This is a genomic window from Pseudomonas sp. B15(2017) (assembly GCF_002113215.1).
Classification (GTDB): Bacteria; Pseudomonadota; Gammaproteobacteria; order Pseudomonadales; family Pseudomonadaceae; genus Aquipseudomonas.
The window spans coordinates 170,097-194,439 of the sequence record NZ_NEJZ01000009.1 but is presented as its reverse complement, the minus strand read 5'-3'; the positions used below and the strand labels follow the sequence as shown (position 1 = coordinate 194,439).

Annotated in this window: 21 protein-coding genes and 1 tRNA gene; 5 read left to right on the top strand and 17 right to left on the bottom strand. The window is 60.8% G+C overall.

Annotated features, from left to right (window positions below; translation table 11 throughout):
* Positions 1-4 precede the first annotated feature (4 nt).
* From CAF73_RS15490 to rluD, 4 genes are all read right to left on the bottom strand, one after another.
* A tRNA-Asn gene (locus CAF73_RS15490) sits at positions 5-80 on the bottom strand.
* A 298-nt stretch (positions 81-378) separates the two neighbouring features.
* On the bottom strand, positions 379-2,943 hold the full coding sequence (gene clpB, locus CAF73_RS15485; RefSeq protein ID WP_085697517.1) for an ATP-dependent chaperone ClpB: 2,565 nt from the start codon (positions 2,941-2,943) through the stop codon (positions 379-381).
* A 131-nt stretch (positions 2,944-3,074) separates the two neighbouring features.
* Complete coding sequence (gene pgeF / locus CAF73_RS15480) at positions 3,075-3,809, bottom strand: peptidoglycan editing factor PgeF (protein ID WP_085703170.1); 735 nt, start codon at positions 3,807-3,809, stop codon at positions 3,075-3,077.
* Complete coding sequence (gene rluD, locus CAF73_RS15475; protein WP_085703169.1) at positions 3,806-4,768, bottom strand: 23S rRNA pseudouridine(1911/1915/1917) synthase RluD; 963 nt, start codon at positions 4,766-4,768, stop codon at positions 3,806-3,808. The genes pgeF and rluD overlap by 4 nt, the downstream gene beginning before the upstream one ends.
* 152 nt (positions 4,769-4,920) lie before the next feature.
* Between rluD and CAF73_RS15470 the strand changes: the two genes are divergently transcribed.
* The 4 genes from CAF73_RS15470 to CAF73_RS15455 all read left to right on the top strand — a co-directional run bounded on the left by CAF73_RS15470 (position 4,921) and on the right by CAF73_RS15455 (position 9,218).
* Positions 4,921-5,937, top strand: coding sequence for an outer membrane protein assembly factor BamD (locus CAF73_RS15470; protein WP_085697519.1), 1,017 nt, complete (start codon positions 4,921-4,923; stop codon positions 5,935-5,937).
* Positions 5,938-6,062: 125 nt separating this feature from the next.
* Positions 6,063-6,296 (top strand): PP0621 family protein, encoded by a 234-nt coding sequence (locus CAF73_RS15465; protein ID WP_085703168.1) that lies wholly within the window; start codon positions 6,063-6,065, stop codon positions 6,294-6,296.
* On the top strand, positions 6,286-7,875 hold the full coding sequence (locus CAF73_RS15460; protein ID WP_085703167.1) for an ATP-binding protein: 1,590 nt from the start codon (positions 6,286-6,288) through the stop codon (positions 7,873-7,875). The genes CAF73_RS15465 and CAF73_RS15460 overlap by 11 nt, the downstream gene beginning before the upstream one ends.
* Complete coding sequence (locus CAF73_RS15455) at positions 7,872-9,218, top strand: sigma-54 dependent transcriptional regulator (RefSeq protein ID WP_085697522.1); 1,347 nt, start codon at positions 7,872-7,874, stop codon at positions 9,216-9,218. Before CAF73_RS15460 ends, CAF73_RS15455 begins: the two co-directional genes overlap by 4 nt.
* A 71-nt stretch (positions 9,219-9,289) precedes the next feature.
* On the opposite strand, the gene thiO is transcribed toward CAF73_RS15455, so the two are convergent.
* From thiO to CAF73_RS15420, 7 genes are read right to left on the bottom strand one after another with little or no spacing between them, the layout of a single operon-like run.
* Entirely contained in the window at positions 9,290-10,390 is a 1,101-nt protein-coding gene (gene thiO, locus CAF73_RS15450) for a glycine oxidase ThiO (protein WP_085703166.1), read from the bottom strand.
* A gap of 57 nt (positions 10,391-10,447) precedes the next feature.
* Positions 10,448-10,849 carry a type IV pilin protein gene (locus tag CAF73_RS15445; RefSeq protein ID WP_039771691.1) on the bottom strand — a complete coding sequence of 134 codons (402 nt, stop codon included), beginning with the start codon at positions 10,847-10,849 and terminating at the stop codon, positions 10,448-10,450.
* 15 nt (positions 10,850-10,864) lie between these two features.
* Entirely contained in the window at positions 10,865-13,957 is a 3,093-nt protein-coding gene (locus tag CAF73_RS15440; RefSeq protein WP_085703165.1) for a pilus assembly protein, read from the bottom strand.
* Positions 13,944-14,423 carry a PilX N-terminal domain-containing pilus assembly protein gene (locus CAF73_RS15435; RefSeq protein ID WP_085703164.1) on the bottom strand — a complete coding sequence of 160 codons (480 nt, stop codon included), beginning with the start codon at positions 14,421-14,423 and terminating at the stop codon, positions 13,944-13,946. Before CAF73_RS15435 ends, CAF73_RS15440 begins: the two co-directional genes overlap by 14 nt.
* A 10-nt stretch (positions 14,424-14,433) precedes the next feature.
* The gene (locus CAF73_RS15430) at positions 14,434-15,147 is read right to left on the bottom strand and encodes a PilW family protein (RefSeq protein WP_085703163.1); all 714 of its coding nucleotides are present in this window, start codon (positions 15,145-15,147) and stop codon (positions 14,434-14,436) included.
* Positions 15,144-15,593: a type IV pilus modification protein PilV gene (gene pilV, locus CAF73_RS15425; protein WP_085697527.1), complete on the bottom strand. Its 450-nt coding sequence runs from the start codon at positions 15,591-15,593 to the stop codon at positions 15,144-15,146. Before pilV ends, CAF73_RS15430 begins: the two co-directional genes overlap by 4 nt.
* Positions 15,590-16,063 (bottom strand): GspH/FimT family pseudopilin, encoded by a 474-nt coding sequence (locus tag CAF73_RS15420; protein ID WP_085703162.1) that lies wholly within the window; start codon positions 16,061-16,063, stop codon positions 15,590-15,592. The genes pilV and CAF73_RS15420 overlap by 4 nt, the downstream gene beginning before the upstream one ends.
* A gap of 127 nt (positions 16,064-16,190) precedes the next feature.
* Here CAF73_RS15420 and CAF73_RS15415 point away from each other — a divergent pair, with 127 nt between their 5' ends.
* The gene (locus CAF73_RS15415; RefSeq protein WP_085703161.1) at positions 16,191-16,745 is read left to right on the top strand and encodes a GspH/FimT family pseudopilin; all 555 of its coding nucleotides are present in this window, start codon (positions 16,191-16,193) and stop codon (positions 16,743-16,745) included.
* On the opposite strand, the gene ispH is transcribed toward CAF73_RS15415, so the two are convergent.
* The 6 genes from ispH to murJ all read right to left on the bottom strand — a co-directional run bounded on the left by ispH (position 16,717) and on the right by murJ (position 24,229).
* Positions 16,717-17,661 carry a 4-hydroxy-3-methylbut-2-enyl diphosphate reductase gene (gene ispH / locus CAF73_RS15410; RefSeq protein ID WP_007963828.1) on the bottom strand — a complete coding sequence of 315 codons (945 nt, stop codon included), beginning with the start codon at positions 17,659-17,661 and terminating at the stop codon, positions 16,717-16,719. The two genes, CAF73_RS15415 and ispH, sit on opposite strands and share 29 nt — an antisense overlap.
* Positions 17,662-17,827: 166 nt before the next feature.
* The gene (gene fkpB, locus CAF73_RS15405) at positions 17,828-18,265 is read right to left on the bottom strand and encodes an FKBP-type peptidyl-prolyl cis-trans isomerase (RefSeq protein ID WP_176247739.1); all 438 of its coding nucleotides are present in this window, start codon (positions 18,263-18,265) and stop codon (positions 17,828-17,830) included.
* 7 nt (positions 18,266-18,272) lie between these two features.
* The gene (gene lspA, locus CAF73_RS15400) at positions 18,273-18,785 is read right to left on the bottom strand and encodes a signal peptidase II (protein WP_085697531.1); all 513 of its coding nucleotides are present in this window, start codon (positions 18,783-18,785) and stop codon (positions 18,273-18,275) included.
* On the bottom strand, positions 18,778-21,609 hold the full coding sequence (ileS, locus tag CAF73_RS15395) for an isoleucine--tRNA ligase (RefSeq protein WP_085703159.1): 2,832 nt from the start codon (positions 21,607-21,609) through the stop codon (positions 18,778-18,780). Before ileS ends, lspA begins: the two co-directional genes overlap by 8 nt.
* A gap of 13 nt (positions 21,610-21,622) precedes the next feature.
* Complete coding sequence (gene ribF, locus CAF73_RS15390) at positions 21,623-22,561, bottom strand: bifunctional riboflavin kinase/FAD synthetase (RefSeq protein ID WP_085697533.1); 939 nt, start codon at positions 22,559-22,561, stop codon at positions 21,623-21,625.
* Positions 22,562-22,690: 129 nt separating this feature from the next.
* Positions 22,691-24,229: a murein biosynthesis integral membrane protein MurJ gene (murJ, locus tag CAF73_RS15385; protein WP_085697534.1), complete on the bottom strand. Its 1,539-nt coding sequence runs from the start codon at positions 24,227-24,229 to the stop codon at positions 22,691-22,693.
* Between the last annotated feature and the right edge of the window lie 114 nt (positions 24,230-24,343).

Below are 24,343 nucleotides of genomic sequence, written 5' to 3'. Positions count from 1 at the left end.
AAATTGGCTCCGTGACCAGGACTCGAACCTGGGACCCAATGATTAACAGTCATTTGCTCTACCGACTGAGCTATCACGGAACTACATATTTCAATTTACAACGGTGAAACTTGCAGCTTCTCGACATCGTTTTCGCATCGCTGCGTTCGTGTGTCTGAGGCGCGCTATTCTACAACCTAGAACACCTCTGTCAACCCCCTAAATTGCTTTCAAGTTAATGATTTGCAACTTATTTCAGATTTCTGCCCAGTGAGCTGAAACCGTGTTGGTGACTGACTGCGGGGCGCACTTTACAAGCCTTTTCCTTTGAGTTCAACAGCCTGGCGAAAAAAAAGGCCTCGCTGTGCGAGGCCTTACTTACTTCACCACCGGCAGGTGTCAGTTGAACGTGATCTCGTCGTTCTCCACGACGCCGGTCGCGGTCTCCCCTGGCATGAAGCGTCCCGACAGAATCAACTGCGCCAACGGGTTCTCGATCCAGCGCTGGATCGCCCGCTTCAACGGCCGTGCGCCATAGACCGGGTCGTAACCGACCGCAATCAGCTTGTCCATCGCTTCCGGGCTCAGCTCCAGCTTCAGCTCGCGCTCGGCGAGACGACTGCGCAGACGGCCCAGCTGGATCTCGGTAATGCCCGCGATCTGATCCCGCGCCAATGGCTCGAAGATCACCACTTCGTCGACCCGGTTGATGAACTCCGGACGGAAGTGGGTGGAAATCGCATCCATCACTGCTGCCCGTTGTGCTTCACGATCGCCGACCAGCTCCTGAATCTGCATCGAACCGAGGTTGGAGGTCATGACGATCACGGTATTGCGGAAATCCACCGTACGACCGTGACTGTCGGTCAGACGACCATCCTCCAGCACTTGCAGCAGGATGTTGAACACATCCGGGTGCGCCTTCTCGACTTCGTCCAGCAGGATCACCGAGTAAGGCTTGCGCCGTACCGCTTCGGTCAGATAACCGCCCTCTTCGTAACCGACGTAGCCCGGTGGTGCACCGATCAGCCGTGCCACGGAATGTTTCTCCATGAACTCGGACATATCGATCCGCACCATCGCCTCTTCAGTATCGAAGAGGAATTCGGCCAGCGCCTTGCACAGCTCGGTTTTACCGACACCGGTCGGGCCGAGGAACATGAACGAGCCGCTCGGGCGGTTCGGGTCGGACAACCCGGCACGGGAACGCCGCACCGCGTTGGCCACCGCGACCACCGCTTCGTCCTGGCCGATCACGCGTTGGTGCAACAGGCTTTCCATCTTCATCAGCTTGTCGCGCTCGCCTTCGAGCATTTTCGACACGGGAATACCGGTCCACTTCGAAACGACTTCGGCGATTTCCTCTTCGGTCACCTTGCTGCGCAGCAACTGGTTCTCGCTCTTGCCGTGCTGGTCGACCATCTGCAGGCTGCGTTCCAGATCCGGGATCACCCCGTACTGCAACTCCGCCATGCGGTTCAGGTCGCCTTTGCGGCGCGCGGCTTCCAGTTCCTGACGGGCCTGTTCGATCTTCTGCTGAATCTGTGCAGAACCTTGTACCTCGGCTTTTTCCGAGTTCCAGATTTCTTCCAGATCCGAGTACTCACGCTCGTGGCGATCGATTTCTTCCTGAAGTTTCTCCAGACGTTTCTTCGCCGCGTCGTCGCTTTCTTTCTTCAGGGCCTGGGATTCCACCTTCAGCTGAATCAGGCGCCGCTCCAGACGATCCAGCACTTCCGGCTTGGAGTCGATCTCCATGCGGATGCGGCTGGCCGCTTCGTCGATCAGGTCGATCGCCTTGTCCGGCAACTGCCGGTCCGTGATGTAGCGATGGCTGAGCCTGGCTGCAGCAATGATCGCACCGTCGGTGATCGCCACTTTGTGGTGAACCTCGTAACGCTCCTTGAGGCCACGCAGGATCGCGATGGTGTCTTCTTCGCTCGGCTCGTCCACCAGCACTTTCTGGAAGCGTCGTTCGAGGGCTGCGTCCTTCTCTATATATTGGCGGTACTCGTTGAGCGTGGTCGCGCCGACGCAATGCAGCTCGCCACGGGCCAGGGCCGGTTTGAGCATATTGCCGGCATCCATCGAGCCTTCGCCCTTGCCGGCGCCGACCATGGTGTGCAGTTCGTCGATGAACAGAATGATCTGCCCTTCCTGCTTCGACAGCTCGTTGAGCAGCGCTTTCAGGCGTTCTTCAAACTCGCCGCGATACTTGGCACCGGCAATCAGCGCCCCCATATCCAGGGACAGCAGACGCTTGCCGCGCAGACCATCCGGCACTTCGCCGTTGATGATGCGCTGGGCCAGACCTTCGGCAATCGCGGTTTTACCCACGCCAGGTTCGCCGATCAGCACCGGGTTGTTCTTGGTGCGGCGTTGCAGAACCTGAATGGTGCGGCGGATCTCGTCGTCACGGCCGATCACCGGGTCAAGCTTGCCTTCCTCGGCGCGCTTGGTCAGGTCGACGGTGTACTTGTCCAGCGCCTGACGCGACTCTTCGTGGTTGGCGTCATTGACCGCTTCGCCACCGCGCAGGTTGTTGATTGCATTCTCCAGCGCTTTTTTGCTCACGCCCTGGCCGAGCAGCAACTTGCCGAGCTTGCTGTTCTCGTCCATCGCGGCGAGCAGCACCAGCTCGCTGGAAATGAACTGGTCGCCCTTCTGCTGAGCCAGGCGATCGGCCTGGTTGAGCAGGCGCGCCAAGTCCTGCGACATGTTGACGTCGCCGGTCGGATTCTGGATTTTCGGTAATTGATCGAGCTCTTTGGTCAGCTCTTTACGCAAGCTGTTGACGTCGAAGCCCACCTGCATCAACAGGGGTTTGATCGAACCACCCTGCTGTTCCAGCATCGCTTGCATCAAATGTGTCGGCTCAATGGCCGGATGATCGTGGCCGACAGCCAGGGATTGGGCATCGGACAACGCCAACTGTAACTTGCTGGTTAAACGGTCTATACGCATGGGTCACCTTCCTTTTGAGCAGGCCGGACCTAAAAAACCATCCTGAATAAAGAAACCTGCCAGATACCGCTATAGATGCGGTCGATTCTGGAAGATTCAAGCGCCAGGGAGTTGATGCAGATCAGACAAGCTTAGCGGGCGTCGGGCGACTCGAGCCAAACGAGGGAGGCGAAGCGACCAGTGCGCGATGCACGGCGATAAGAGAAGAAGCGCGGATCGGTCACGGTACAGAAACCGCCGCCATAAACAGCAGTGACACCGCGAACCGCCAGACGCAGCCGCGCCAGCTTATAGATGTCAGCCATGAACTTGCCGGCGTTGTGGCTCGGGACAAAGGCTGTCTCGGCTTCAGGCAATTGATTGATGAAGACTTCCCGGACTTCCGGGCCGACTTCGAAGGCTTGCGGGCCGATGGCCGGGCCGAGCCAGACCAGAATGTCCTCAGCGGCAACATCCAGACTGTCCAGTGTGGCTTCCAGCACGCCAGCCGCCAAACCACGCCAGCCCGCGTGCGCCGCCGCCACGCGAGTACCGGCACGATTGCAGAAAAGCGCCGGCAGGCAATCGGCAGTCATCGCTGCACAAGCGATGCCGGGTGTTGCGGTCCAGCTGGCATCCGCCGTGGCCACCACGGACGGGTCCGCATGCGCCACGACAATCCCGTGCACTTGCTGCAACCAGGCAGGTTTTATGGAGAAGTGTTCGGTCAGGCGCCGACGGTTTTCGGCGACGGCCTCCGGGCGGTCATCGACGTGATCGCCCAGGTTGAGGCTGTCGAACGGCGCCTCGCTGACGCCGCCCTCGCGGGTGGTGACACAGGCCTTGACGCTGGCCGGCGCGGGCCAGTCCGGCGTCAGCCAGTTCATCCGACGAATGCCTCGCGATCCTGCTTGAGCAGGGTCAGCAACCACACCAGATCTTCCGGAAGCGGCGATTCCCAGCTCATGCGTTCACCGGTGGTCGGGTGATCCAGCTCGAGGAACCGCGCGTGCAGGGCCTGACGCGGGAAGTGCTTTAGGGATTCGACCATGGTCTGGCTCGCAGCCGGCGGAATGCGGAAACGACCGCCGTACGCCGGGTCACCGACCAACGGGAAGTTGATGTGTGCCATATGTACGCGAATCTGGTGAGTACGACCGGTTTCCAGCTTCACCCGTACATGAGTGTGGGAACGGAAGCGCTCCAGCACGCGGTAGTGGCTGACGGCAGGCTTGCCGCCTTCCATCACCGCCATGCGCTGACGCTGCTGGCCGTGACGGCCGATCGGGGCATTGATCTTGCCGCCGGCGGTGACCACGCCGATCACGATGCACTCGTAGATCCGGCTGACGCTGCGGTTTTGCAGCTGGGCGACCAGTTTGGTCTGCGCCTGAATGGTCTTGGCCACCACCATCAGACCGGTGGTGTCCTTGTCCAGACGATGCACGATACCGGCGCGCGGGACATTGATGATGTCCGGCACGTGGTGCAGCAAGGCGTTGAGCAAGGTGCCATCAGCGTGACCGGCGGCCGGGTGCACCACCAGGCCGGCAGGCTTGTTGATCACCAGAATGTCGTCGTCTTCATAGACGATGTCGAGTTCGATGTCCTGAGCGACCCATTCACCCTGGGCCTCCTGCTCGGCAGTCAGCTCAAGGATGGCACCGCCATGAACGATGTCGCGCGGGCGGATGACCGCCCCGTCCACAGTCAGGCGACCTTCTTTGATCCAGGCGGAAAGGCGCGAGCGCGAGTGCTCGGCGAAGAGTTGGGCGGCGACTTGATCGAGGCGTTGGCCGCCCAATTCGGACGGCACCTCTGCGCGAAGTTCAATTTTATCGGACATGCTCGGACTGGGCGTCGGCTACAGCCTTTGGTTTCGGCTGCGCGCTTGTGGTTAAATACGGCGTCTTTTGCCCCGGGGCTTTTCAACGGGGCGCTCATCATAACAGGACGGCCCCGCCCAAGACAGCGGCCGTCATAGGGACGCAAGCCGCCATGCAAGTGAAACACCTGCTGCTGATCGCCATCCTCGCATTGACCGCTGCTTGCTCATCGAAGGAAGTCGTAGACGAAAACCTGAGTGAAGCCGAGCTGTACCAGCAGGCTCAACAGGACCTGGATAACAACAGCTACACCAGCGCCACAGCCAAGCTGAAGGCCCTGGAGTCGCGTTATCCGTTCGGTCGCTATGCCGATCAGGCGCAGTTGGAGCTGATCTACGCCAACTACAAGAACGCCGAGCCGGAAGCTGCAAAGTCCGCTGCCGAGCGTTTCATTCGTCTGCATCCGCAGCACCCGAACGTGGATTACGCCTACTACCTGAAGGGCCTGACTTCGTTCGACCAGGACGTCGGCCTGCTGGCGCGCTTCCTGCCGCTGGACATGACCAAGCGTGACCCGGGTGCCGCCCGTGACTCCTACAACGAGTTCGCCCAGCTGACCAGCCGCTACCCGAACAGCCGCTACGCGCCGGACGCCAAGCAGCGCATGATCTACCTGCGCAACCTGCTGGCCGCCTACGAAATCCACGTGGCCGACTACTATCTGACCCGTCAGGCCTATGTCGCCGCTGCCAACCGTGGTCGTTATGTAGTGGAAAACTTCCAGGAAACCCCATCGGTCGGTGACGGCCTGGCGGTGATGACCGAAGCCTATCAGCGTCTGCATCTGGACGAACTGGCGGCCACCAGCCTGGAAACCCTGAAGCTCAACTACCCGAACCATCCGAGCCTGCAGGACGGCCAGTTCGTACCTCGCGTTGCCGAAGCAGACAACCGCTCGTTCCTGAGCAAGGCCACGCTGGGCCTGATCGAATCCCGTCCGCCGCTGCCGCCGGGAGAAACCCGCGCCAACCAGGACGTGCAGAAGCAGTTCCAGGATGCGAAAGACGCGATCCCGAACGAGCTCAAGCCGAAAGACGAAAACGGCGACGTGATCGAAGAGCCGGAACCGGAGTCGAGCGACAGCGACCGTTCCATCTTCAGCTACCTGACCTTCGGTCTGTTCGACTGATCACGTCGTTGATGCCAAAAAGGGAGATCTTCGGATCTCCCTTTTTATTGCGGCGTGTGATTGGGCTGTGCGCTCGTCGGGTCCTTGGCTAAACTGCCGAATCATTAGCCGAAAAGCCGCCCATCATGCTTCGTTTACTGTTCTGGATTGCCTTGATCGCCGCCGCTGTCTGGTTGTGGCGCAAATTCAATGCCCCCGCCTCGTCCGCCCGATCACCTCGCGAACAGGATGCCGCGCCGATGGTGCGTTGCGCCCATTGCGGCGTGCACCTGCCCCGCGACCGCGCGCTGAATCTTCAACAACAGTGGTATTGCAGCCAGGCTCACCTTGAGCAAGGCCCAGGCTCCAGTGATCGCTGAGGCCGACAACGCCGACAGCAAACAGGCCCAGCGACTGCTGCGCCTCTATCATCTGTACCGTTTGAGTGTCGGCATCACCCTGGTGTTGCTGATCTCCAGCAACATGGACAACCGCCTGCTGAACTCGACCAACGACGAGTGGCTGCGCAATGGCAGCTGGTTGTACCTGGTGCTGAACATCCTGCTGGTGGTGTTCCTCGAGAACATCCGCCGCCCCGCCCAGTTGTTCGGCCTGGCACTGGTCGACATCCTGCTGCTGTGCGGCGTGTTCTATGCGGCGGGCGGCGTGGCCAGCGCGATCGGTAATTTGCTGATTGTCTCGGTGGCGATCAGCAATACCTTACTGCGACGACGCATTGGTTTGCTGATCGCCGCCATCGCCACCCTCGGCATCGTCGGGCTCAGCTTTCTGCTGAGTTTCAGCCATCCCCTGAGCGCCAACGATTATCTCCAGGCCGGCACACTCGGCGCCCTGTGCTTCGCGGCGTCATTGCTGGTGCAAGGATTGATGCGCCGTCTGGAGGTCAGCGAGAACCTGGCCGAACAGCGCGCCAGCGAAGTCGTGGGGCTGGAAGCCCTCAACGCATTGATCCTGCAACGCATGCGCACCGGCATTCTGGTGCTCGACGAACAGCGCCGGGTGCAACTGGCCAACCACAGCGCCAAGACCCTGCTGGGCCAGGCACACCTTGAAGGCGAGTTGATCGACGAGTACTCGAGCGCATTGGTCGAGCGCCTGCAACTGTGGCTGAACAACCCGACGCTGCGCCCGCAAAGCCTGAAGATCGGCGGCAACGGCGTGGAGCTGCAACCGAGCTTCATTGCTCTGGAACAGAGTCCGAACCGCCAGACCCTGGTATTTCTCGAAGACCTCGCACAGATCGCCCAGCAGGCCCAGCAATTGAAACTCGCCGCGCTGGGCCGGCTGACCGCCGGTATCGCCCATGAAATCCGCAATCCGCTGGGGGCCATCAGTCATGCCGCGCAGCTGTTGCGGGAATCCGAGGAACTCGACGGCGCGGATCGGCGTCTGACGCAGATCATTCAAGACCACTCCCAACGCATGAACCGAGTCATCGAAAACGTCCTGCAACTGTCCCGCCGCCAGCAGAGCGCACCGCAACGGCTGGATCTCAAGCCGTGGCTGGAGCAGTTCGTCAACGAGAGCCGCGAACAGGCCGGCGAGCGCCAGCACATTCACCTGCACATCGGTCCGGGGGATTTTCGCACGCTGATGGATCCTGGCCAGCTCATGCAGATTCTCGACAATCTGTTACGCAACGGCTGGCGCCACAGCGCCCTTTTGCACGATCCGGCCGAGGTCTGGCTGACGCTGCTGATCGACCCCGAAAGCACGCTGGCCGTGCTCGAGGTGCAGGACAATGGCCCTGGCGTGCCGCTGGATCAGCAGGCTCACCTGTTCGAACCGTTTTTTACCACCAGCAGCCAGGGCACCGGCCTTGGGCTTTATCTGTCCCGTGAGCTGTGCGAAAGCAATCAAGCGCGCCTAGACTTCAAATCACGCCAAGGCGGCGGCTGCTTTCGCATCACCTTTGCTCACGGACGGAAACAAAGTTGAACACGAGCCCACGGCAAAAAATCCTCATCGTCGACGACGAGCCGGATATCCGCGAACTCCTGGAAATCACCCTGGGACGGATGAAACTCGACACCTTCAGCGCACGCAATCTCGCAGAAGCTCAGGCGCTGCTGCACCGCGAAACCTTCGCTCTGTGCCTGACCGACATGCGCCTGCCCGACGGCACCGGCCTGGAGCTGGTGCAGCACATTCAGCAACGTTATCCACAACTGCCGGTCGCGATGATCACCGCCTACGGCAGCCTGGAAACGGCGATCAACGCTCTGAAGGCCGGGGCCTTCGACTTCCTGACCAAACCGGTGGACCTGACGCGCCTGCGCGAGCTGGTCGGCTCGGCGTTGCGCATGCCGGCGCCAGGCAATGTCTGCACTTCGATCGACCGGCGGTTGCTTGGCGACTCACCGCCGATGCGCAACTTGCGCAAACAGATCGACAAACTGGCCCGCAGCCAGGCACCGGTCTATATCAGCGGCGAGTCCGGCAGCGGCAAGGAGCTGGTGGCCCGTCTGATTCATGAACAGGGCCCGCGCGCCAGCCAGCCGTTTGTGCCGGTGAACTGTGGGGCGATTCCTTCAGAGTTGATGGAAAGCGAATTTTTCGGCCATCGCAAAGGCAGTTTCAGCGGCGCAGTGGAGGATAAACCGGGGCTGTTCCAGGCGGCCCATGGCGGCACGCTGTTTCTCGATGAAGTGGCGGATCTGCCGCTGCCGATGCAGGTCAAGCTGCTGCGGGCGATCCAGGAAAAAGCCGTGCGCAGCGTCGGCGGCCAGCAGGAAACCGTGGTCGATGTGCGCATCCTCTGTGCGACGCACAAGGACCTCGACGCGGAAGTGGCTGCCGAGCGTTTCCGTCAGGACCTGTATTACCGGCTGAACGTGATCGAGTTGCGTGTACCGTCTCTGCGCGAGCGTCGCGAGGACATCGAAGCGCTGGCCGGCCATATGCTCAAGCGCCTGGCCAGTGGCACCGGGCAACCGGCGGCACGGCTCCATCCTCATGCCCTTGAAGCGCTGAAAAACTACCGTTTCCCTGGCAACGTGAGGGAACTGGAGAACGTGCTTGAGCGGGCGCACACCCTGTGTGAAAACCGCATGATCGAGGCCGAAGATCTACGTCTGATCGAAGGCAACGGCACCGCCGAAGGCGGTATTGCCGATCTCACCCAGATCGACAACCTCGAAGACTATCTTGAGAGCGTAGAGCGCAAACTGATTTTGCAGGCGCTGGAGGAAACCCGCTGGAATCGCACGGCGGCGGCGCAGCGGTTGAGTCTGTCGTTTCGGTCGATGCGCTACAGGCTCAAGAAGCTGGGCCTGGACTGAAGCCCGCTCCCACAGGTGTGGGAGCGGGTTTGCCCGCGAAGGCGATTATCAGTCGCCGGAAGAAAAACCGACTAGATCCGTCCGGCCGGTGCATACGGCGCTGGATCAATGATCGGCGCACGGCCCAGCATTACGTCGGCAAACAACTGACAGGACGCCGGCGCCAGCACCAGCCCATTGCGGTAATGCCCGCAGTTCAGCCACAGACCGTCAAACCCCGGAACCCGGCCAATGTATGGAATCCCTTCGGGTGAACCCGGTCGCAGCCCGGCCCAATGCCCCACCACTTCAGCCTCCACCAGCGCCGGCAACAACTCGACTGCCGATGCCTTTAGGCTTTCCAGCGCGTTGTCAGTCGGGGTCTTGTCGAAGCCTTCGTGCTCCAGCGTGCTGCCGATCAGAATGTGTCCGTCACGGCGCGGAATCGCGTAGCGCCCCTTGGCCAGCACCATGCTCGGCAGGAAATCCGCCGCACACTTGTAGAGAATCATCTGGCCCTTGACCGGCTCCACTGGCAGCGAAAGATTCAGAGTCTTGAGCAATTCGCCGCTCCACGCGCCCGCCGTCAACACGATCTGATCGCCAGCGATCACACCGGTGGAAGTCTGCACGCCCACCACCCGTTCGCCTTCACGGACAAACCCGCTGACTTCGCACTGCTCGTGAATCGTTACATTCGGCAGCGCCTGCAACGCCGCTTTCAAAGACTTCACCAGTCGTGGATTGCGCACGTTGGCCACATCGGCCATATAGATCGCCCGGGAAAAACCACCACCGAGCACCGGCACCGCATCATGCGCCGCCGAGATATCCACAGCCCGCAACGGGCGGTTTTCCCGCGCAGCCCACGCCAACGCTTCGGCTTCGTCATCCAGATCCAGCCAGTACAGGCCGGTGGTGTGCACTTCGGGATCGACCCCGGTATCGGCAAAAAGTCGCTCGCCCAGCTGTGGATAAAAATCCTGCGACCAGTGCGCCAGTGCGGTGACGGCCGGGCTGTAGCGCCACGGGTACAGCGGAGACACGATACCGCCGCCGGCCCAGGACGATTCCTGGCCGACGTTCGAACGATCCAGCAGCACCACGCTGCCGACCTCGGAGGCGAGGTTGTACGCAGTGAGCAGGCCAATCACCCCGCCACCGACAATCACCACTTGCTGTTGCCTGGTCATGTTTGATCCAACCGTAAAAAAGACAGTGGGCGCAAAAGGCGCCCGAAATAATGCGGCTCAGCGGCCCCAGCAATCCTTGGTGGTCAGCCCGGTGGTCGCGTTGTTCATGCTTCTGACGCCAGTGTTGGTGAGGGTGAAATCCCCGCACTTGTCAGTGGCCATCGCCGTGCCGGTCTTGCGGGTCGCCGTCAGCAGGAAGGTCTGATCGGTGATCGTCGGCGTGATGGTGTAGAAATCGTTGCCGGTGCTCAACCCGGTGACACCGGTGTAGACGTTGTTCTTCGAATAGAAGCGCTCGAGGATCTGTGCCTGTTCCGACAAGTTGCTGACCACGTCGGCGCGGCGGCCCTTCTTCACATATTCGGTGAGGCTCGGATAGCCGATGGTGATGACGATACCGATGATCGCAATCACGATCATGATTTCGATCAGGGTGAAACCTCGGTTGGATCTGCGCATGCCTCGAACTCTCACTTACTGTATTTGTCGCCACATTATGCGACGGCTGCCGCCGCCGCCCTTTTCCACCAGGGTGGTGATGCCGCCACTGGAGTCGGTCTCGATCTTGCGTGTTGCACCGTTGACGATGGCGTTCAGGGTCGGGATACCGCCGGTGAACACCACGCCACTGGAGATCGTGTCGTTGCTGTCGACCACGCCATCGGCGTTGGTGTCGAGCACGGCGTAGTTGAGCATCTTACCGCTGAACGCATCGAGTTCGATCAGTTTGCCGGTACCGAAACTGGAACACGGGTCAGTGGTATCGACACTGGCCGTGGTGAACACAATACGCCCAAGCACCAGACTGGCCTGATTGATCACCCGTTCGCCGGTCAATGCGTTGTTGTACACCAGTGGCAGGTACCAGCCCTTCTCCGCCGGATAAGTCGTGTCGTTCTGGCTGGTGGTGACAAACTGCCCGGAACTGCCGGAGAACACGCCGGTAATCGCCTGAGCCTGCAAACTGCTGACCGTGATCTGGCCCGATCCGCCATCGGCATCCCACACCGAATAGAACGCCTGCAAATCCTTGTTGGTCTTGTCGGCGGTTTCGTTGAATTTACCGGTGCCGACGAAAATCTGTTTGCCGCCCAGAGCGTTGTCCGCCAGCAACGGCTGCGCGGTGATCGGCTGAGTTGCCCCGCCGGCCGTGGTGAACAGCGGCTTGCCGGAAAACGCCACGCCCCAACTGTCGGAAGCAGTGGCGCTCAGGTCGAACTTCCACAACCGTCCCTTCAAGTCACCGCCATACGCGGCTTGCACCACGTTCTGCGAATTGACCCGCAGCTTCACCGAGGACAAGCCATTGTTGGTTTCCGTACTGTCGATGACGATTTTCCTGATCAGCGAACCATCGCGAACATCCAGCACATACAGCGCCGCCACCCCGGAGTTGCTGCCGTAACCGTTGGCAATGAACGCCGCCCAGCGACCATCGGCCAAGCGTGCCACTTCCGGACGGGCATAGGCGTAACCCAGATCATTGAAAGCGTTGGAAGTGCTGGCGGCTGCCGGCGCGCTGACCTCCCACAAGGCGCGGATCACGTTGCCCGCCGAGGCGTCGAACAGCTGAAGCCCGTAGAAAGTCTTGCCACCGGCACCCGTACCGCCTATGGCCAGGGTTTTCCAGACCGTGCCGAATTGGGCATCGAATACACCGAGCTGACCATCCACCAGAAACTTGTGGCTGACGCCGTTGACGTAGTTCGGATCGGCAATCAGACGCAACGAGGGCAATACGCTGGACGGCATGTAGGCATAGCGCCGGGTACCGTTGGCCGAGTTGATGACGCTGACAAAACCGTCGTTGGCGTTCACCACCAGGCTGGCGTTCATGTTCGCAGCCTTGGTGGTCAGATAGGTGCTGTAGGTGGTGTCGCCGGCCAGATCGGAAGCGGTTTTTTCCGTGGGCGAAGCCAGTACAAGTGGCGAGTTGATGATGTCCCCAAGCAACACACTGCGCACTTTGAGCCCGGTCTTGTTGGTGCCCTTGCTCCATTCGACCAGGTCGATACCGCTGATGCCGGTGGGCAAACCCTGACTGAGAACAGTCTGCTGGGCCGGGGAGAAGTTGCCATAGGCCAGCGTTATCGCCGTGTTGCTCAGGGAATTCCACGACTGGTAGGTCGGCGCGGTGGCGCCAGGCACGATGGCGGTATCGGTGGTCCACTGCACGGCCGAGGTATTGACCGCCCCGGCGGAGGTAAAGCCAAACGACTTGATCGTGCCGCGCCAATCCTTCGGGTCATAGGTGGTCTGGTAAAAACTGCTGCTACTGGTCAGCGTGGTGCCGCTGGTCACACCCGCACCGCCGGAACCCGCCTTGGAGGTGATATCACTCAACGCCGAAGACAATGCGGCATTCAAACCGGCGCTGTCGGTCGCCTGGTAGTAGCGGCCCTGTCCGTAATCGGCGGCGTCCGAGAGCATGTCGTTGGAAGCGGTAAAACCCACGATGTAGGTATTCATGTACTGCCGGGGAAAATCCACCGCATTCCAGCTCTTGCCCGCCGCGTCGGTTCCGGAGAAACGCATATCGATGTCGAAGGCGAACTTGGCGATATCGTCCAGATACAGCGTATCGCCCTCCCCGTCCCCGTTCAGATTGTTCCCGTCATTGTTGATGCCGTCCCAGTTCGGCAGGCGACTGCCGCCGAGCGGGTCGTTGCTCGGAAAGGTGCGGTCGTAAGTCGGCAGGCCGTCGGTGATAACCACCCCGTAGTTTTTCTGGCAGCGGTACTGGATCGGGCTGGTGTAAGTGCTCGGCGTGCTGTTGTAGTACGGCGCCATCCCGCGCATGTAGCGGGTGATTTCGTAATAGGTCTCGGCCAGAGGCGTGTTGGCCACCGCGTTCAGGCCGTTGATCGAGGAAATCAGTGCGTTGTAGTTGGTGTCAGCCTGAGCCTGGGTCACGCTACCGCTGACCGGTGACAGGTCGCTGATGGAGCGCGCAATGAAACCACCATTGCCGGGGTTGTTGCTGGTGGCCGGGTTGAAGGTCGCCAGCCCCATGCGCAGGTTGCGGTTGCTGGTGACCAGTGCAGTGGAAACATTGCGCGCCACGTTGATCCGGTAATCGTTGGGAATCGCCCCGGTGGTGAAGTCGCGCGTGCCGTTGCTGATCGCCAGCCCGACCACATAGGAAATGTAATCGGCCGAATAGCGGGTGTTGCCGCTGCCTACCGGATCCGGCAATTTCAGGCAGAGTGGCGTCAGGCTGTTGTTGTAGAAGGCATAGGCGCCGCCGGAGCAGCCGGAGGTCGGCAGGCTCGACAGGAAGATCGTATCGCCGGTGATGGCAGTTGAGCTCAGGCACAGGCCGATGACCGCGTTGCACTGCCGGGCTGCCGTGCGATCCACGGTCGGATCAAAACCCGTCGCATAGATGATGCTGTTCATGCTGCCCGAGTCGTCGATCATCAACATCACGTTCGGTGGCACAGCCGCCGCGCTCAACAGCGGCGAATCGGACGGTGTAAAGGCATACGCCGGTGCAGTCAGATAAAGCCCGGTCAGCATGCCGAGCAACAGCGACAGCCATTTGAAGCGTCGCTCAGTACTTCGCATAGACACTCTCCACCACACTGCGCGAAGTGCCGGCGATGCCGACGGCCGTGACCCGGTACAAGGTCGCCGAAGTGTTGCTCGGCACGTTTACCGCCGTCAGGGTCGTGCCGATGTTCTGTACTCCGTAAAACCCGCTGCCAGCGGCGATCCAGGTCACGCCCGACGTGGAGTTGAGCCCCGCCGCAGTGACCACCGAGGATTCCGCCGGTGGCGCACATTGGGTGGTGCTGGCGCACACTGCGAGCGTGTAGCCGTCCAGTTGCACCGCACTTTCGCCGATGCGCAGCGCCGCCTCGGCAGTCTGGAACGATTGATTGCGCAGGCTTACGCTGCCGGCCATTTTTTCCTGCAGGTTGGCACTCTGCATCGATGACAGGCCGATCACCGTCAGGAGCAGCAGAAACACCAGGCTGACCAGCAACACCATGCCGTCCTGGGACCGTCGCCGATGGAGAGAAACGTTCATCGCTCGCCCCTCACTGCAACCGGTTGCGCAAGGCGGCAACCACGTTGAAGGTTTGATTGCGGACCCGATTGTTCGGATCAGTGAGGGTCAGGCTCAGGCGCACGCTGCGGATCCGCGCCGGATCACCGGGGTTGGCACTGTAGGTGGACGCCGCGACATCGGTTGCGGAACTTGCCAGACCGAACATCACAGTGAACGCACTGACGTTATTCACCAGCACTTGCTGGGCCGGATTACCGCTGCCGGTGCCCATCAGAATCTGGTTGTTGCTGAAGCTGTAGATCAACCGACGGATCGGAAACGCGATCTGCCCCGTCGCCGCAGCCCGTGCGCCGGTATAAGCGGTGGCGCTGTTGCGGCAATCGGACACCACGGTCCAGGTCGGCGTCCCGCCTGCACTGCCGACATCAGCCGTGACCAGGGTCAGCTTGAGATTGGCGTTGTCCCAGCTGATCGGCGCGATCTGGGCCGCCGTGAAATCCCCCGCCGAGCTGGAATCGGTAATCGTGCCCAGGCAACCGAACATGCCCACCATGCGCAGTTCCTGAATCATCTTGCTCAGCACGAACCGCGCATCTTCCTGCATGGCGGCCGCGCTGTTCTGGCTGACGTAGGTGTTTTTCGCCGCCAGAAAGATCTGCACCACGCCGAGCACCACGATCAGCCCCAGCGCCAGGGCCACCAGCATTTCGATCAGACCGAAACCCAGATTATGACGTTTCATGGTGCGCCCACCGGATCTACCGCGGCGCGACTGGTCAGGACAAAGCTGCGGGGCGCACTGGACGTATTGGCGGCGCGCGCGTCATTCCAGGTGATGGTGATGGTGTACACACGTTGATTGAGGGTGATGCTGCCGGTGGCGGTCGGGCCGCCGAAATTGACGATGTTGGTGGTGAAGTCGTAGAGATCCTGATCCCGGGCGACACTCAGGTTGCCCGTGGTGGGGGGTGTGACGGTGTAGTCGGCGCCCGAGTTGGCGCGGATCCGGTCCATCATGTCGTAGGCGATGAAACTCGCCTGGCTGGTCATCCGCGAGCTGTCGGTGTACTTCAGCGCATTGAGCTGAACCGCTGCCGCGCCCAGCAAACCGACCGTCAGAATCAACAACGCGACCAGCACTTCGATCAGCGTCATGCCCTCCTGTGCGTGCTTGCTCCCTGCCCTCATCCGCAACTTCCACCCAATTGAATTCTTCCGTTCAGACACACGTTCAGCGTCCTGCTTTGCGTTCCCAGCACGTAACTGATGAGCACCGCCGTGGACGGCGCCGCCAGCCCGCCCAGATTGTTGAAATCCAGCGCGGTCACTCCAGAGGGTAGCGTCAGAGTCGCGCCGCTGCTCATCGCTGGAACAACCCGCAATACATTGGCCGAAGTGCCAGTACTGTCGTAGACCGCCAGCTCGCCGGTCCAGACGTTGCCGCCGGCACTCGGTCGCAAGCGGGTGGTGGTACCCCGGTTGATCGCCTCGAGCCTCGCGTAATTGAGGGCCCGTTGCAGGTCGCCGACTTCGGTGTCGGCCTTGCTGCCCTGCACCGAACGGGTGAACGCCGGCACCGCCATCGTGATCAGGATTACAAACACCGCGAGCGCCACCAGCAGCTCGATCAGCGTGAAACCTTTTGTACGATGATCCATCGATGCCCTCCGTTGCCGTCGGCTATACCTGTACAAACCTAGAACATTCGACCGGCATGCGCCGGTTGATTTACCGCGAACGGCGCACGGACTGCGTCGCTGTGCACAATCCAGGGAGGGCGCGCACATGCCGCAACAGGGGTTCAGTCTGGTCGAGCTGCTTATGGGACTGGCGATCGGCGCAATTGTTCTGTCGCTGGTCGGTCCGGCGCTGGCGGACTTCACCGAATCAAACCGGCGCCAGCAGGCCGCACAGTCTTTGCTCGACGGCATCCGTAATGCCCGGACAATGGCCATCACGCGCAATCAGAGTGTGGTGATTCACGGCATCAACGGTGATTGGGGCCAGGGCTGGCGGATCATTCTGGATATCAGCGGAAAGGGAGCCGAGGACACCGATAATCCATTGCTGATCGAGCAGGCGAGTGATGGAAAGATACCGATTGTCGGCAACTGGCTGGTGAGCCGGTACATACGTTTCAGTAGCCTGGGCCAGCCACTGGTGCCGGACCGGAAGTTTCAGGCGGGGACATTGCACCTGTGCTCGGCTCGCGAGCCGGTCAGCCAGCTCCAGGTGGTGCTGGCGGCAACCGGTCGCGTTCGCCTGACCAGCCAAAAGGCCGAACAGGCGCTGTGCCGAAAGGATAAAGCGATCAGATCGAGCGAACGCGCAGCTCTTTAGGCATCGAGAACGTGATGTTCTCCTCACGCCCGGCCAGCTCGTCGGCACCGGTGGCGCCCCAGGCCTGCAACTGCTGGATCACGCCACGCACCAGGACTTCCGGGGCAGAGGCGCCGGCGGTGATGCCGATGCGCTCGACACCGTCGAACCAGCTCTTTTGCAGGTCTTCGGCGCCATCGATCAGATAGGCCGGCGTGGCCATGCGTTCGGCCAGCTCACGCAGGCGGTTGGAGTTGGAGCTGTTCGGGCTGCCCACGACCAACACCACGTCGCATTCGTCAGCCAGTTGCTTGACTGCATCCTGACGGTTTTGAGTGGCGTAGCAGATATCGTCCTTGCGCGGCCCGCCAATGGCAGGGAAACGCGTACGCAATGCGTCGATCACTCGGCTGGTGTCATCCATGGACAGCGTGGTCTGGGTGACAAAGGCGAGTTTTTCGGGATTGCGCACCTGCAATTCGGCGACATCCTTCTCGTCTTCAACGAGGTAGATCGCGCCGCCATTGCTGGCGTCGTACTGGCCCATGGTGCCTTCGACTTCCGGGTGACCGGCGTGGCCGATCAGGATGCATTCACGGCCGTCGCGGCTGTATTTCGCGACTTCGATGTGCACCTTGGTCACCAGCGGACAGGTGGCGTCGAACACTTTCAGGCCACGGCCGGCAGCTTCGCTACGCACGGCTTGCGAGACGCCGTGGGCACTGAAGATCACGATGACGTCGTCCGGTACCTGATCCAGTTCCTCGACGAAGATCGCGCCACGACTGCGCAGGTCCTCGACCACAAACTTGTTGTGCACCACTTCATGACGCACATAGATCGGCGGCCCGAACACCTCAAGGGCGCGGTTGACGATTTCGATCGCCCGGTCCACGCCGGCGCAGAAGCCACGGGGGTTGGCGAGTTTGATTTGCATGCTGTGCCTCGTGTCTTGCGCGCAAGAAATAGCGAAAACGTTGAAAAGCTAATGGGGTAGCGACGATTCGATTTGCTCGCGAAAGCGGTGTTTCAGACAACGTTTATGTTGAATGTCAGTCAGCATTCGCGAGCAAGCCGGCCCCACAGGGATTCTGCTGTGTGACTCAGAGCGCTTTGACGTTGATGATCTCGACGTCAAAGGTCAGCTTCTTGCCAGCCAGCGGATGATTGAAGTCAACGGTCACTTGCGCGTCGTCGAACTCTTTCACCACACCCGGCAGCTCAGTATTGGCCGCATCGTTGAAGATCACCAGCAGCCCCGGCGACAGCTCCATGTCCACGAACTGCGAACGCGGGATGATCTGTACGTTTTGCGGGTTCGGCTGGCCGAAGGCGTTTTCCGGCTCGACGGTCAGCGTACGCTTGTCGCCGGCCTTGAAACCGAACAGCGCCGCCTCGAAGCCCGGCAGCAGGTTGCCATCGCCGACCTTGAAGGTCGCCGGAGCCTTGTCGAAGGTGCTGTCGACCGTGTCGCCGTTCTCCAGGCGCAATGCAAAGTGCAAAGTGACTTCCGTGTTCTGGCCGATGCGTTGCTCAGCCAATACCTGTTCAGTCATGAACGGCTTCTCCGGTTTTTTTACTTTTGAACATGTCCAGTGCCAGCATCACCGCGCCAACGGTAATCGCGCTGTCGGCGAAGTTGAACGCCGGGAAGTACCAGCGGTTCTGCCAATGCACCAGAATGAAGTCGATCACATGGCCCAGGGCAATGCGGTCATACAGGTTGCCCAGGGCGCCGCCCAGCACCAGCGCCAGCGCAATGGCCAGCCAGGTTTCGTTGCGGCCCAGGCGCTTGAGCCAGACCACCAGCACCGCACTGACCACCACCGCGATCAGGGCAAACAACCAGCGCTGCCAGCCGGAGCTGTCAGCCAGAAAGCTGAACGCAGCGCCGGTGTTGTAGGCCAGTGTCCAGCTGAAGTAATCAGGGATGATCACGATCTGCTGGAACATCTCGAGCTTGCCTTCGAAGTAAAACTTGCTGGCCTGGTCGATGACCAGAACCAGCAAGCTCAACCAGAGCCAGCTCAGCCGTCCGAAACGGCCAACGGCATTAGGCATAGTGACGAACCTCGCCGGCGCCATCGATGTTGTCCACGCAACGGCCGCAGATTTCCGGATGCTCCGGGTTCACGCCGACATCTTCACGGCAGTGCCAGCATCGGGCGCATTTCGGGAAGGCGGATTTGACAATCTTCAGTTTCAGGCCGCTGACTTCGGTGGCCACAGCATCGGCCGGAGCCTGCACGAACGGCGCGACAGTGGCCGTCGAGGTGATCAGGACAAAGCGCAGCTCGTTGCTCAGCTTGGCCAGGTCGGCGGTCAGCGCGTCTTCGGCGAACAGCGTCACTTCGGCTTGCAGGTTGCCACCGACGGCCTTGGCCGCGCGCTGGATTTCCATCTCTTTGTTGACCGCCACCTTCACTTCCATGATGCGATCCCAGTACTCGCGACCCAGCTCGAAGCCTTCCGGCAGCTCGGTCAGGCCTTCGTACCAGGTGTTGAGCATCACCGACTCGTTGCGCTCGCCCGGCAGGTATTGCCACAGTTCGTCGGCGGTGAAGGCCAGGATCGGTGCGATCCAGCGCACCAGCGCTTCGGAGATGTGGAACAGCGCGGTCTGGCAAGAACGACGGGCCTTGCTGTCGGCGCCGGTGGTGTACTGGCGGTCCTTGATGATGTCCAGATAGAAACCACCCAGCTCCTGCACGCAGAAGTTGTGGATCTTCGAGTAGACGTTCCAGAAACGGTATTCGCCGTAGTGCTCTTGCAGCTCGCGCTGCAGCAGCAGGGTACGGTCCACGGCCCAGCGATCCAGTGCCAGCATGTCTTCGGCCGGCAGCAGGTCAGTGGCCGGGTTGAACCCGGTCAGGTTGGAAAGCAGGAAACGCGCGGTGTTACGGATACGACGATAGGCGTCCGCGCTGCGCTGCAGGATCTGCTCGGACACGGCCATTTCGCCCGAGTAATCGGTCGAAGCGACCCACAGACGCATGATGTCGGCGCCCAGGGTGTCGTTGACTTTCTGCGGCGCGATCACGTTGCCCAGGGACTTGGACATCTTGCGACCGGACTCGTCCACGGTGAAGCCGTGGGTCAGCAGCTCGCGATACGGCGCGTGGTTGTCGATGGCGCAACCGGTCAGCAGGGACGAGTGGAACCAGCCACGGTGCTGGTCCGAACCTTCCAGATACAGGTCGGCACGCGGGCCGGTCTCGTGGCCCATCGGGTGTGAACCGCGCAGGACGTGCCAGTGCGTGGTGCCCGAGTCGAACCAGACGTCGAGGGTGTCGCTGATCTTGTCGTACTGCGGCGCTTCATCGCCCAGCAGTTCGGCAGCGTCGAGTTTGAACCAGGCTTCGATGCCTTCGACTTCAACGCGCTTGGCGACCTCTTCCATCAGTTCGACGGTGCGTGGGTGCAGCTCGCCGCTTTCCTTGTTCAGGAAGAACGGGATCGGCACACCCCAGTTACGCTGACGGGAGATGCACCAGTCCGGACGGTTGGCGATCATCGAGTGCAGGCGCGCCTGGCCCCAGGCCGGCACGAACTTGGTGTCTTCGATGGCTTTGAGCGAGCGCTGGCGCAGGGTGTCGCCGGACACCGGCTCCTTGTCCATGCCGATGAACCACTGCGCGGTGGCGCGGTAGATCAGCGGGGTCTTGTGACGCCAGCAGTGCATGTAGCTGTGTTCGATGACGGTGGTGTGCATCAGCGCGCCGACTTCGGTCAGTTTGTCGACGATGGCCGGGTTGGCCTTCCAGATGAACTGACCGCCGAAGAACTCCAGCGACGGCACGTAAACGCCGTTGCTCTGTACCGGGTTGAGGATTTCGTCGTTGACCATGCCGTATTTCTTGCAAGTCACGAAGTCGTCCACACCGTAAGCCGGAGCGGAGTGAACCACGCCGGTGCCGGCGCCCAGTTCCACGTAGTCGGCCAGATACACTGGCGACAGACGGTCGTAGAACGGGTGACGGAAGTTGATCAGTTCCAACGCCGAACCCGGCGCAGTGGCCAGAATGGTGCCTTCGACGCCGTAACGGGTCAGGCAGGACTCGACCAGCGCTTCAGCCAGCACCAGCAGCTTGTCGCCGATGTCGACCAGCGCGTAGGTGAATTCCGGGTGAACGTTGAGTGCCTGGTTGGCCGGGATGGTCCACGGGGTGGTGGTCCAGATCACGATCGAGGCAGGTTTGCTCAGCGATGGCAGACCGAATGCGGCGGCCAGCTTGGCTTCGTCAGCGATCGGAAACGCCACGTCGATGGTCGAGGATTTCTTGTTCTCGTACTCGACTTCCGCTTCGGCCAGGGCCGATCCGCAATCGAAGCACCAGTTCACCGGCTTCAGACCCTTGAACACGAAACCGCCCTTGACGATTTCGGCGAGGGCACGGATTTCACCGGCCTCGTTCTTGAAGTCCATGGTCTTGTACGGGTTGGCGAAGTCGCCCAGCACGCCGAGACGGATGAATTCGGACTTTTGCCCTTCGATCTGCTCGGTGGCATAGGCACGGCACAGTTCGCGGGTCTTGTCCGCGCCCAGGTTCTTGCCGTGGGTCACTTCAACCTTGTGCTCGATCGGCAGGCCATGGCAGTCCCAGCCAGGGACATACGGCGCATCGAAGCCCGACAGGGTCTTCGAGCGGATGATCATGTCCTTGAGAATCTTGTTCAGTGCGTGACCGATATGGATCGTACCGTTGGCGTACGGAGGGCCGTCGTGCAGGACGAACTTCGGACGATCCTTGCCAATCTCGCGCAACTTTCCGTACAGGCCAATACTGTCCCAGCGCTGCAGGATCTGCGGTTCGCGCTGTGGCAGGCCGGCCTTCATTGGGAAGGCGGTGTCCGGAAGGTTTAACGTGGCTTTATAGTCGGTCATTTAAGGCTCTTCATTAGCGATGGGCGCTAGGTGCGGCTAGTGCACGGGCGGCGGCGACATCCGCGCTGATCGCCGTTTTCAATGCCTCCAGGGAGGCGAAACGCTGCTCTTCACGCAGCTTCTGGTGGAAAACCACCGTCAGACGCCGGTCATACAGATCGCCGGCAAAATCTAAAAGATGGACTTCAAGGTGGGCCTTGCCATCACCTTGCACCGTGGGCCGTACGCCGATATTGGCGACGCCGGGCCAGGTCTTGCCGTCGATATCCACATCGACCAGGTAAACCCCGGTGATCGGCACGCGACGGCGCTTCAGTTGAATGTTCGCCGTGGGCGTACCCAACTGGCGGGCCAGTTTCTGGCCATGCAGCACGCGACCGGCAATCCGGTACGGGCGGCCAAGCAAGCGTTCGGCCAGAGCAAAATCGGCGGCGGCCAACGCGTTGCGCACCTGGGTGCTGCTGACACGAATCCCGTCCAGCTCGACGGTTTGCGCGGCTTCCACGGTAAAACCGTGAACCTGCCCGGCCTGCAGCAGAAAATCGAAATCGCCGAGGCGGTCGCAACCGAAGCGGAAATCGTCGCCGACTTCCAGATGCTGCACGCCGAGACCATCAACGAGGATGGTGTCGACGAATTCACTGGCGCTGAGCTTGCTCAAGCGCTGGTTGAAAGCCAGGCACAAGACCCGGTCGACACCCTCGGCGGCCAGCAATTGCAGCTTGTCGCGCAACCGGGCCAGACGCGCCGGTGCGGTCTCCGGAGCAAAGAATTCCCGTGGCTGTGGCTCGAAAATCACCACGCAGCTGGGCACGCCCAACTCAAGCGCACGCTCACGCAGTCGGGCCAGAATGGCCTGGTGACCACGGTGAACACCGTCAAAGTTGCCAATAGTGGCGACGCAGCCCCGATGCTGGGGGCGCAGATTGTGGAGGCCTCGAACCAGCTGCATAACGCGCTTCTTGCTCATAAAGTGGCCGATTATAACCACACCCGACGGCCGACGACAGGCAACACCGTAACCCAAAGTGATCGAGCCGACAAAACTGCCGGCTCACGCCCGTCTTTCAAGGGTGCAACCTCAGCTCAACGCCTTGCGATTGAAGTCGCGCAGGCGGAAACCGAGCAGCAGCAACATGCCGAAATAAGCCACCACACCGGCAACCACCAAGGCACCCAGGCGCAGAAAGCGCTCCAGCATGTGGCCCTGATCCCACGCAGGCATGAAATGCATGCCGATCAACAGCACCACCGACATCACTGCCACCGCGACCAACAGCTTGAAACCGAATTTCAGCCAGCCCGGTTGCGGTAGATACATCTGCTGCTTGCGCAGTTGATAGAACAGCAGCCCGGCGTTCAGGCAGGCACCGGCGCTGATCGCCAGTGCCAGACCGGCATGGGCCAGCGGACCGATCAGCACCAGGTTGAACAGTTGAGTAACGACCAGGGTGAAGATTGCGATTTTTACCGGGGTACGGATGTTCTGTTGCGCATAAAAGCCCGGCGCCAGAACTTTGATCACGATAATCCCCAACAGACCGACAGAATAGGCAATGAGCGCCCGCTGGGTCATCTCCGCGTCAAACCCGCTGAACTGGCCGTACTGGAACAGCGAAACGGTCAACGGCTCGGCCAGAATCCCCAGCGCCAGCGCGCAAGGCAGCACCAGCACGAAGCACAGGCGCAGGCCCCAGTCGAGAATCCGCGAATATTCGTGGCGATCCTTGCTGGCGTAGGTCTTGGCCAGTGTCGGCAGCAGGATCGTGCCCAGCGCCACACCGAGCACACCGGACGGCAATTCCATCAAACGGTCGGCGTAATACATCCACGATACCGAGCCGGCTACCAGGAAAGAGGCGAAGATGGTGTTGATGATCAGTGAAATCTGGCTGACCGAGACGCCGATGATCGCCGGCAACATCTGTTTCATCACCCGCCAGACGCCGGTATCACGCAGGTTCAGGCGCGGCAGCACCAACATGCCGATTTTTTTCAGGTGCGGCAGTTGATAGAGCAACTGCGCCAGACCACCGACCAGCACCGCCCAGCCAAGGGCCATGACCGGCGGATCGAAATAAGGTGTCAGAAACAGCGAAAACACGATCATGCTGACGTTGAGCAGGGTCGGCACGAACGCCGGCACCGAGAAACGGTTCCAGGTATTGAGGATCGCCCCCGCCAGCGAAGACAGGGAGATCAGCAATATATAAGGGAAGGTCACTCGCAGCAGGTCGGAGGTCAGCTGGAATTTCTCCGGTGTATCGGTGAAACCCGGCGCCGTGGCCCAGATCACCCAGGGCGCGGCAATCATGCCCAGCGCGGTGACCAGCGCCAGTACGAGTGTCAGCAGGCCGGAAACGTAAGCAATAAAGGTGCGGGTCGCCTCTTCGCCCTTCTGGCTTTTGTATTCGGCCAGGATCGGCACAAAAGCCTGGGAAAACGCCCCCTCGGCGAAAATCCTGCGCAGCAGATTGGGCAGTTTGAAGGCGATGAAGAAGGCATCGGTCGCCATTCCGGCGCCGAAGGTGCGGGCGATGAGCGTGTCGCGAACAAACCCGAGAATCCGGGAAAGCATCGTGATAGAGCTGACGGCGGCCAACGATTTGAGCAGATTCATTGAAGGAATGTGTGCCTGTCGATAAACAGCAGGCGAATAACGCGCCCACTTGTGCGATACTCCGCGCCGCAACAGCACAGAGCCAAAGCTCGCGAGTTTACAGGTCACACGCCG